General features: G+C 63.2%; 7 protein-coding genes and 1 pseudogene. 5 read left to right on the plus strand and 3 right to left on the minus strand.

From position 1 onward, the window contains the following. Window positions 1-3: 3 nt before the first annotated feature. Window positions 4-210, minus strand: coding sequence for a hemin uptake protein HemP (hemP, locus tag ENZ74_RS10995; protein WP_063168168.1), 207 nt, complete (start codon window positions 208-210; stop codon window positions 4-6). Between the two features lie 198 nt (window positions 211-408). Here hemP and ENZ74_RS11000 point away from each other — a divergent pair, with 198 nt between their 5' ends. The 4 genes from ENZ74_RS11000 (at window position 409) to ENZ74_RS11015 (ending at window position 4,541) form a co-directional block, all read left to right on the plus strand. Beyond that, the gene (locus ENZ74_RS11000; protein WP_082826469.1) at window positions 409-2,607 is read left to right on the plus strand and encodes a TonB-dependent hemoglobin/transferrin/lactoferrin family receptor; all 2,199 of its coding nucleotides are present in this window, start codon (window positions 409-411) and stop codon (window positions 2,605-2,607) included. Between the two features lie 5 nt (window positions 2,608-2,612). Further along, the gene (locus tag ENZ74_RS11005) at window positions 2,613-3,056 is read left to right on the plus strand and encodes a hypothetical protein (protein WP_063168170.1); all 444 of its coding nucleotides are present in this window, start codon (window positions 2,613-2,615) and stop codon (window positions 3,054-3,056) included. 274 nt (window positions 3,057-3,330) lie between these two features. After that, window positions 3,331-4,164 (plus strand): TonB family protein, encoded by an 834-nt coding sequence (locus ENZ74_RS11010; RefSeq protein WP_245462624.1) that lies wholly within the window; start codon window positions 3,331-3,333, stop codon window positions 4,162-4,164. 62 nt (window positions 4,165-4,226) lie between these two features. After that, entirely contained in the window at window positions 4,227-4,541 is a 315-nt protein-coding gene (locus ENZ74_RS11015) for an antibiotic biosynthesis monooxygenase (protein ID WP_027039045.1), read from the plus strand. Between the two features lie 115 nt (window positions 4,542-4,656). On the opposite strand, the gene putA is transcribed toward ENZ74_RS11015, so the two are convergent. Further along, window positions 4,657-8,271: a bifunctional proline dehydrogenase/L-glutamate gamma-semialdehyde dehydrogenase PutA gene (gene putA / locus ENZ74_RS11025; RefSeq protein WP_063168171.1), complete on the minus strand. Its 3,615-nt coding sequence runs from the start codon at window positions 8,269-8,271 to the stop codon at window positions 4,657-4,659. A 163-nt stretch (window positions 8,272-8,434) separates the two neighbouring features. Here putA and ENZ74_RS11030 point away from each other — a divergent pair, with 163 nt between their 5' ends. Continuing rightward, the gene (locus tag ENZ74_RS11030) at window positions 8,435-8,887 is read left to right on the plus strand and encodes an Lrp/AsnC ligand binding domain-containing protein (RefSeq protein WP_013531233.1); all 453 of its coding nucleotides are present in this window, start codon (window positions 8,435-8,437) and stop codon (window positions 8,885-8,887) included. Between the two features lies 1 nt (window position 8,888). Here ENZ74_RS11030 and ENZ74_RS11035 read toward each other — a convergent pair. After that, window positions 8,889-9,653, minus strand: a pseudogene (locus ENZ74_RS11035) (c-type cytochrome); the annotation flags it as partial.

The raw sequence follows: 9,653 nt of genomic DNA on the forward strand, positions 1-9,653 counted from the left end.
GTCTTACTTGTTGAGAATGAGCTTGCCCTGGCGGGTGATTTTCAGCCGGTAGAGTGCACCGTGATGCTCGATGCCTATCTCGTGCTCGCCCTGGAACAGGGTGTTGCTGGAAAGGGTTCGTACCGCCAGCGGAACCCGGTCGAAATGGGGGGAGGCATCGTCGGGACGGCGGACGCGATAGCGAAAATCGTTGGGATTGTGGGTGTTCATCTGGATGGATCCCTTTCCTGTGCCGGGCGTCTGGCTAGGCGTTGCGTAATCCGATTCATTTCTTGACTTGAATAATCATGTTTACTAGTCAGTGCAATACCGGATTAAATGAGTCAACATTTAAGACGTCGGCGACGATCAAAAATGCCAGCCAGCCCCGGGCCAGCCAGCATGAAACCTGGACTTTGGAGTTGGGGCATGGGGTTTGTGACTTGGGAATGGCGCGGCCGGTCGGCGGCGAACGGCGCGGCGGCATTGCTGGCAAGCGTGGCGGCGATTGCCTTATCGGCGCAACTGGCCAACGCCCAGCAGGCGGCGCAGACGACAGATCAAACGAAGAAGGCTGAAGAGGAAAAGGCAGCACCAGCGGGAGCAACGCTGCTCGACAAGATCCTCGTCATCAGCCGCACCGGCGAGACGGCGATCGAATCGCTGGCATCGGCCAGCCATATCGGCCAGGAACAGCTCGACCGCCGCATGGCGACGACGCCCAATGAGATGCTGCTCGGCGTGCCCGGTGTCGCGGCGCAGGCCGACGCCAGGCGCGTCAGCACCAGCATCAACATCCGCGGCCTGCAGGATTTCGGTCGCGTCGCAGTCATCGTCGACGGCGCACGACAGAATTTCCAGCGCTCCGACCACGGCACGCAGTCGACCTTCTACATCGACCCCGAACTCGTCAAATCCGTGGATGTTATCCGTGGTCCTGTAGCCAACACCTACGGCTCGGGCGCCATCGGCGGCGTCGTCTTCTTCGACACCAAGGATGCCGAGGATTTCCTCAAGCCTGACGAGACATGGGCCGGTTCCGTCACGGGACGCTATGAGAGCAACGGCAAGGGCTGGACCACAAGTGCATCCGGCGCCTACCGCATTAACGAGAATTGGGACGTGCTGGGCAACATCGTCTACCGCGACTATGACGACTACAAGGATGGCGGCGGCGACACCGTCAAGGGCACCGGCTTCGACGTGCTGAGCGGACTGCTCAAGACCAGCATACGCCCGACCGACAACAGCGAACTGAAGCTCGGCTGGGTCGGCTCAAGCGATGGCTGGAACGAGATCAGCGGCGGTGCGCCGGTCAATGACGTCGACCTGAAGTCGAACACCTTCACGGCGCGCTACAACATCACGGATGAGGACAAGAGCTGGCTCGATCTCCACATCAACACCTCCTACAACAAGACCAACCTCGATCTGACCAGCCTTGTCCCGCAAAACCGCTTTGATCCGGTCACCGGCCTTCCCGTTGTCTTGCCGGCGGGATCGCAGTCGACATTCGACGTCGGCACCACCGGCATCGACATCTGGAACACGTCCCGGTTCGAGACGAGTGGGATCGCGCACGAGCTGACCTATGGCGGCGACTGGGTCGGCGATAACGTCGAGACCGGCGGCGCGGCTGGTGGCGACAGTTTCTACACGCCTTCGGGCAAGCGCAACGTTTCGGGCGCCTATGTCCAGGACAAGCTCACCTGGGAGTGGCTCGAAGTCATCGCCGGGCTGCGTTACGACAACTACAGTCTCAAAGATGACACCCACGACATTTCCGGCGACAGGGTATCGCCGCGCATCACCGTCGGCGTCTCCCCGTTCGAATCCGCAGGCCTTGCCGGCCTTCAGTTTTATGGCACCTATGCCGAGGGCTATCGCTCGCCATCGATCGCCGAGACGCTGATCAGCGGCAATCATCCGGCAGGCGTCAGCTTTCCGTTCCTGCCCAATCCCAATCTGCGGCCGGAGACTGGAAAGACCGTCGAATTCGGCGTCAACTACAAGCAGAACGACATCCTCGAAGCCGGCGATGCGCTGCGCATCAAGGCAGCGTATTTCAACAATGATGTCGAAGATTACATCGATGGCGTTACCCTGTCGCGGTTTGACCCGACAGCCGGTTGCCCGAGCGGACCCGGTATCCCGATATGCTTCCAGTACCAGAATTTTGCCAAGGCCAAGATCGACGGCTTCGAACTGGAGGGCGTCTATGATGCCGGATGGGGCTATGCCGGCCTCTCGGCTTCAATCACCAATGGTCACACCATTTCCTACAAGGGTGTGGAAGCGGATCTCGCCACGATCCCATCATCCCAGGTCACCGCGCAGCTCGGCTTGCGCTTCCTCGAGGACAAGCTGACCGTCGGCGGCGAAGTGCAATACAATGGCAAGCCCAAGGGCAATCCGATCGCCGAGGACTACACGCTGGTCAATGCCTTTGCCAGCTACCAGGCGACGGACAATTTGAAGATTGATTTCCGCGCCGACAATCTGTTCGATGTCAAATACGCCAACCCGCTTAACCTGACCACGGCTGGCCAGCCGCCGCAGCCGGTTTTCGCGGCCTACGAGCCCGGCATAACGCTGAAGCTGGCGGCAACGATGCGGTTTGGAGGCTGATTGCCATGACGAGCTTGACGACACCCCTTCGTCTGCTGACCTCGATGCTGGCGATGTCGCTTGCGATGGTTTCGGCGTGGGCGCAAGAGTCCGCGCCGGCCCCCACGCTCACCCTGGAACTCAATGGCGCGCAACCTTCCGACAAGGGTTGCCGCCTGAGGTTCGTGGTCAACAACAATCTCGGCGCCGACCTGTCCAAGGCTGCCTTCGAGATCGCCTTGTTCAACGAGGCAGGCGTCGTCGACCGGCTGACCGTGCTCGATTTCAAGGAATTGCCGGCCGGCAAGACCAAGGTGACGCGTTTCGATCTGGCCGGCACCGAGTGCTCGAAAGTCAGCCGCGTGCTGATCAACAGCGCGACCGAATGCACCGGTACCGGCGTCGAACCGAACGCCTGCATGCGCAAGCTGAAGACGGACACCAAGACCGGTATCGCCTTCGGCGTCTGAGGTGGGACTGCATCCCGCATTCCTGCAAAACAAAACGGTGTGGCCAGCTGCCGGCCACTGCCGACTGCCGCTGCGAGCGAACGATCTTGATTTGACAATTCTGCTCTTGTCGCTGCAGGTCTCGCGGCGAGACATGCAGGATATCAGCCCCCTTCCCGAAGCCGGCGCCGAGCGGGCGATAGAGCCAACCGAGCCGCTCGCGCTGCCGCGGCCGTCGGCCTGGAACCGCAAATGGACGGCGGCGATCGTCGTCTCCTGCGCGCTCCATGCCGCCGTGGCGGCGGCTTTTCTGATCTCGCCTTCGGGGATTTCGAGTTCCCAGAATGCCGAGCAGCCGGAAGGCAGTGATCAGTCGGGCACCAACGTGGTCGGCAGCGCGCTGGACAAGGACCCGACGGCAATAAACGTTGCACTGGTGCCCAGCCCGCAACCGGCCAAACCACAGCCGGCAACGCCGCCCAAGCCGTCGCAGCCAACGGAGGCCTCCCAACCTGCCGCGGAAGCGGCAAAGCCGCCGCTCAAGCCTTTGCCGGAACCTGTCAAACCGCAGGCGGTCACCCCGGACATACTGGTGGCCGGCGCCCCTCGCCCCGATGATCAGAGCGTGGCTCCCAAGACCGAAGCGCCGGCACAGCCGACCGTTCAGCCCAGGAGCACCGAGACGCCTGTCGCCGTTCCAGAACAGCCGCCGATCCCCAGCGCGAGGCCCAGTCCGGCAGCTGCCCAGTCAAAGACGGCGGATGAGAAGCGCGGCACGGCGGATGGCCAGGACCTGTCGGCGCAAGCGGCCAGCAAGGGCAAAAGGCAAAACGAGGCAGGCACTGCCGCGGAAGATAACTACCGCGGCGATGTCTTTAGAAAGCTCGGCAGCGTCAATCGCACTCTGCCGCCGTCCCTACAACTGGCGGCACGCAACAATGCGGTTGTTAAATTCGTCATAGGCAGGAAGGGCAACATAAATAAGTTGCGCATCCTGGAGACCTCAGGGTCGGCGGCTTTCGATCAGGCGGCGCTTGGCATTATCCGCAAAGCAGCCCCCTTCCCTTCGATTCCACCACAGGCAGCAAGCGCAAGTTTGGAGTTCGAGACCGAAATCGGCCCATTTTGAATGTGCGCAGAACAAAACGCTGCGGCCGCAAATCATCAACATCCCTGTGAGAGGAAACCACCATGTACATCGCCATGAACCGCTTCAAGGTGCAGACCGGCTCGGAGAACGATTTCGAAGCCGTGTGGAAGAACCGCGATTCCAGCCTTGCGGAGATGAAGGGGTTCCGCGAATTCCACCTGCTGCGAGGCCCGGTCAACGAGACCGAAGGCTACACGCTGTTTGCATCGCACACCGTGTGGGCGAGCCACGATGATTTCATCGCCTGGACCAAGTCCGAGAATTTCCGCGCTGCCCACAGGAATGTCGGCACGACGAAGGTCCACTATCTCGGCCACCCCCAGTTCGAGGGTTTTTCGGTCGTCGAAGGCGCGTAATGCATGTCGCTCAAAAGTGGTCCCGGTTTTGGGACAACGACATGCATAAACCGAAAGAGATAGAGCCATTCACCGTTTCCACGAAACGGTGAATGGCTCTATCGACCGGCCGGAGTCAGGCTCCGGCCAGCAAGGTCGCATTGCCGCCCGCGGCGGTGGTGTCGACGCAGACGGCCCGCTCATGTGCATAAGCCGCCGGGTTCAACACTTCGCTGACCAGCGGCACGATCGGGCCTGAGCGATCAGCGATAACCCTGCGCACGATGCGCGCGGCCTCTGGCGTGCCGGAAAAAGCAACGATATCGACGCGCAGCGAGCGTGCCTCGACCGGATCAGGCCGCCCGTCGATGACGGCCAGTGGGAGGCCCTTGCCGGTCAGAGCGGAAAGGGCCGCCGGTGCACCCGGTGCAACGGCCAGCACGGCGTTGCCGGCGGCGAGCGCCTGGATCGTCTGCGCCAGCAGCGTATCACCATCGGGACCAAGGCACAGCACCCGTCCACGTGGCGACAGCGAGAGCGTGTTGGCTTCGCCGGTCGGCCCGGGCAGGTCGACCTGGCCGAAATCGATGCCGGCGGCCGCACCAATGGCCGCAGCACCCTTGCCGCGCAGATGCTTCCTCAGAATGGCGATCCGGTCCGGACGCGTCGACCAGCCGCCAAGTGTGGGATCAGGCAGATTGTCGGCAAGCTCGGTCGCCGTGACCTTGTGGCCATCCTGCACATGGGTGCCGGCCTCCGGCCCCTTGCGGAAGCGGCGGAGATAGTGCGGACCGCCGGCCTTCGGCCCGGTGCCGGAAAGCCCCTCGCCGCCAAACGGCTGCGAACCGACGACGGCGCCGATCTGGTTGCGGTTGACATAGATGTTGCCGGCATGGATGCCATCGACGAAATGCTGCACGCGGCCCTCGATGCGGGTGTGCAGGCCGAAGGTCAGGCCATAACCCTTGCGGTTGATGGCGGCGATGACGGCGTCGATCTGGTCGGCGTCGAAACTGGCGACATGCAGCACCGGCCCGAACACCTCGCGCTCCATGTCCTCGATACCCTTGACCCGGAAGACATGCGGCGCGACGAAGCGACCTTCCCTGGGCGCCTCGAGCTTGGCGATCAGCCTGCCCTGCAGGCCCATCTTCGTGCAATACTCGCGGATCGAGCTTTGCGCCTCGTCGTCGATAACCGGGCCGACATCGGTCGAAATCCGCCAGGGATCGCCGACGTTGAGCGCCTCCATGGCGCCCTTCAGCATCTCCAGCATCTTCTTCTCGACGTCCTTCTGCACGTAGAGTACGCGCAGCGCCGAGCAGCGCTGGCCGGCACTCTGGAAGGCGGAGGCGAGGATATCGCGCACCGCCTGTTCGGGCAGCGCGGTGGAATCGACGATCATGGCGTTGAGGCCGCCGGTCTCGGCGATCAGCATGGCGTCGGGCGCGGCCGTCCCGGCCAGCTGCTTCTCGATCAGCTTGGCAACCTCGGTCGAACCTGTGAAGCAGACGCCAGCGATGCGCGGATCGGCGGTGAGCGGCCCGCCGACCGATGGGCCGTCGCCAGGGAGCAACTGGATGACGTCTTCCGGCACGCCGGCCTCGCGCAGCAGTTCGACGGCGCGGAAGGCGATCAGCGGCGTCTGCTCGGCCGGCTTGGCGATCACCGAATTGCCGGTAACGAGCGCTGCCGCGATCTGGCCGGTGAAGATGGCGAGCGGGAAATTCCACGGCGAAATGCAGACGATGGCGCCGCGCGCTTGCGTGCCCACCTCGGCATTGGCCGCCTCGGTGGCGTAGTAGCGCAGGAAGTCGACCGCTTCGCGCACCTCGGCGACGCCGTCGGCCAGCGATTTGCCGGCCTCGCGGGTGGCGAGTGCAAAGAACTCGACGGCATTGGCCTCATAGAGATCGGCGGCCCGGTTGAGGATGGCGGCGCGCTCGGCGACGGGACGCTTCGCCCAGGCCGGTTGCGCTTCCACCGCGAAGCGCACGGCGGTCGCGACTTGCTTGGCAGCTGCTTCGCTGACCGTGCCGACCACTTCGGAAGGCTTTGCCGGGTTGACGATCGGACGCTGCTTGCCATAGCCGGCGGCCCGCGTAATCGGCTTGGCATGCCAGCGATCCGGCCCGGCGAAGGCCGCCCTGGCCTTGTCGATCGCCGCCAGCGTCACCGTGTCGGTGATGTCGAATCCTTTCGAATTGCGACGCCCGGCTCCAAAAATCTGGGAAGGCCGGGCAATCGCCGGATTGGCTGCCGGACCCTGGCTTTCGACCGTCTCGAGCGGATCGCGCGCAATGTCCTCCGGCTCGACATCCTCATCGGTCAGCTGGTGCACGAAGGAGGAGTTGGCGCCGTTCTCCAGCAGCCGGCGCACCAGATAGGCCAGCAGATCGGAATGCGCTCCGACCGGTGCATAGATACGGCAGCGCGTGCCTTCGGACCGTCGCACCGTCTCGTGCAGCGCCTCGCCCATGCCGTGCAGGCGCTGGAACTCGAAGGAATCGCGGTTATTATCAGCCATCGACAGGATGGCGGCGACGGTGTGGGCATTGTGGGTGGCGTACTGCGGGTAGATGCGGTCGGTCATGCCAAGCAGCTTCTTGGCGCAAGCCATGTAGGAGACGTCGGTGTTGGCCTTGCGGGTGAAGACGGGATAGCCGGTGAGTCCCAACGTCTGCCCCCGCTTGATCTCGGTGTCCCAATAGGCGCCCTTGACCAGCCGAACCATGATGTTGCGGTCGTATTTCTTGGCCAGCGCATAGAGCCAGTCGATGGCGAAGGCCGCGCGTGGCCCATACGCCTGCACCACCACGCCAAACCCGTTCCAGCCGGCAAGTTCCGGCTCGGCCAGCACCCGCTCGATGACGTCGAGCGATAGATCGAGGCGGTCGGCCTCCTCGGCATCGATGTTGAGACCCATGCGCGAATGGCGCGCGGCCAGCGCCAGCGACAAAAGCCGCTCGGCCATCACAGGCAGCATCTCGTCCTTCTGCGCCACCTCGTAACGCGGATGCAGCGCCGAAAGCTTGACCGAGATGCCGTGGTTCTGCCTGATGTCAGGACCGTTGGAGCCGGAATCGAGCGACGAAATCGCGTCAGCATAGGCCTTGTGATAGCGCAAGGCGTCGGCCTCGGTGCGGGCCGCCTCGCCCAGCATGTCGAAAGAATAGAGATAACCCTTCTGGGTCATCGGCCGGCCGCGCTTGACGGCTTCAGTGATGGTGCGGCCGAGCACGAACTGCTCGCCCATCTCGCGCATGGCGGCGGCCACCGCCTTGCGGATGACCGGCTCGCCCAGCCGCCGCACCATAGAACGCAGCGTGCCCTCGATGCCGCCCTCGCCTTCGTCGAGGACGCGGCCGGTCAGCATCAGCGCCCAGGTCGAGGCGTTGACGAAGATGGAGCTCGAACCGCCCGAATGCGCCGACCAATCGTGCGGCGCGATCTTGTCGGCGATGAGGTCGTCCATCGTCTCGGTATCGGGCACGCGCAGCAGTGCCTCGGCCAGGCACATCAGCGCCACGCCTTCCTTGGTGGAGAGACCGTACGCGGAGAGGAAGACTTCCATCAGCCTTGGATCCGACGAGCCGCGCACCGCGCGCACCAGATCGGCGGCGCGAGCCGAGATCGCCTTGCGGTCTTTCCCGGAGAGCCCCGTCGCCTCGGCAAGCCGCTTCACGGCCTCGTCTTCGTCGGGCAGGTAGTTGGCGCGGATCTGCTGGCGGATGGCATCGAGCGCTGGCATGGCGGTCCCGTGGATCGAGCAAAGGGGATCGGGCCGGCGGTCACCGGACCGAATGGCGCAAGCTAGCACAAGTGCAAAATTTCGGCCGGTCCAAAGAAATCGACATTGCAGGTCATTCGATCTATCCTAGCGGCATATAATTGACATTTGGACTGCGATTTCGATGACAGAAGACCAATTGGACCGCATAGATCGGAATATCCTGGCCGCACTTGCAAGCGATGGCCGGCTTTCCATGTCAGAACTAGCCGCAAAGGTCGGCCTGTCGAAGACGCCGGTGCAGGCGCGGGTGAAGCGGCTTGAGAAGGACGGCTATATCAGAGGCTACCAGGCGATCGTCGACCGCGAGCGCATGGGCGAAGGCCATGTCGCATTCGTCCAGGTGAAATTGTCCGACACCAGATCCGCCGCGCTCGACGCCTTCAACCGGTCCGTACAGGCTGTGCCGGAGATCGAACAGTGCCACATGATGGCATCGAGCTTCGATTATCTGCTGAAAGTCCGCACCAGGGACATCGCCGCCTACCGCCGCGTCCTCGGCGAGCGCATCTCGGCCCTGCCCCATGTCGCCCAGACCTCGACCTTTGTGGCGATGGAGACCGTGAAGGATCGGTAGATCACTCCGAAAGCGTCTTCAAGAACGCCACCAGAGCAGCGCGTTCTCGGTCTGAAAGCTCCAACGGGTGAACCTCTGATACCCCTTCGACGCTGGGCGCGGCCTTCGCATAGTGCGCCACGACCTCGTCGAGCGACGAAAACTGCCCGGCATGCATATAGGGCGGTCGCGTTGCCGCACCGCGCAGAGACGGCGTCTTGTAGGCGCGGATGAGTTGTGGCGCATTCTTGACCATGAAGCGCAGTTCGCCGCAGGCGGCAACCTCGCCGTCCCGATAGGCGCCAAGGCAGTTGAACGGGTCGGCCTCGACTTGGTGCACGGCATCGATGCGGCCGCGATCCGGCGGCAGGCCCGCAACAGGCGGCACGCCGGTGTTGTGAAAGCTGTTGTCGGTGAAGCGCGGGCCGTTGTGACAGGTCACGCAATTGGCCTTGCCGATGAACAGTTTAAGCCCAAGGATTTCTTGTTTGGAAAAGACAGCATCGCCCTTCGGCTCGGCACCGGTGGCGAGGTCCAGCGCAAAGCGGTCGAAGCGCGCTGGCGTGGGCGCGATCGAGCGTTCGAAGGCGGCAATCGCCTTGCCGATATTGACGAAGACACCGTTGATGGCGTCGCGCTGCGCGCTGCTCATGGCATTCCAGGCTGCTTTCTCGGCATCGTTTCCAAGTGGGCTGGCATTCAACGGCATGCCGGAAAAATCGGGCAGCGGCCCAAAAATGCGCTCATAGCGCTCGCCGAAGCGCGCCTTGATGTAATGCGCGTAGGC

Origin of the sequence: Mesorhizobium sp. M7A.F.Ca.CA.002.15.2.1 (assembly GCF_003998715.1) — a bacterium.
Classification (GTDB): Bacteria; Pseudomonadota; Alphaproteobacteria; order Rhizobiales; family Rhizobiaceae; genus Mesorhizobium; species Mesorhizobium ciceri.